Origin of the sequence: Mesorhizobium ventifaucium (assembly GCF_935822925.1) — a bacterium.
Lineage (GTDB): Bacteria > Pseudomonadota > Alphaproteobacteria > Rhizobiales > Rhizobiaceae > Mesorhizobium > Mesorhizobium ventifaucium.
The window spans coordinates 1,903-2,239 of sequence record NZ_CAKXZS010000020.1; the positions used below are offsets into that span (position 1 = coordinate 1,903).

Here is a 337-nt window from a genome sequence, read left to right on the forward strand (position 1 = left end):
TTTCTTTCGGCCTCAACGATCTGCAGGGGATACAAGGATGCCGCCGCGATCGCGGCCACCAACTCGTCGGGATAGAGCGCGATGCGCGCCACCAACACCTCCATTTCCCTTTCGCTCAGCGACTCGCGGTGAGGAGTCCCGGCAGAGGAGGTTTGCTCCTGGGCGTATGAATGGTTTGGGCTGGCTGCTGCAAGGACCAGCAACGACAGGCCCGCGAGAACGGCCGTCGCCCGCAGCAGCGATTTTCGCCTGTCGATGCCTGCCCGCAGGCTTGAGTACTCCGGGCTGCAGCACACAATTCTTGAGCAATCACAGAGCTTGCGAGCCTTCAGGCTCG

Annotated in this window: 1 protein-coding gene; it reads right to left on the reverse strand. The window is 62.0% G+C overall.

What is annotated here, in order from left to right; genetic code table 11:
* The coding region (locus NMG70_RS33285) for a DUF3300 domain-containing protein (protein WP_254025623.1) at positions 1–104 on the reverse strand (104 nt) is incomplete at its 3' end.
* Positions 105–337 lie beyond the last annotated feature (233 nt).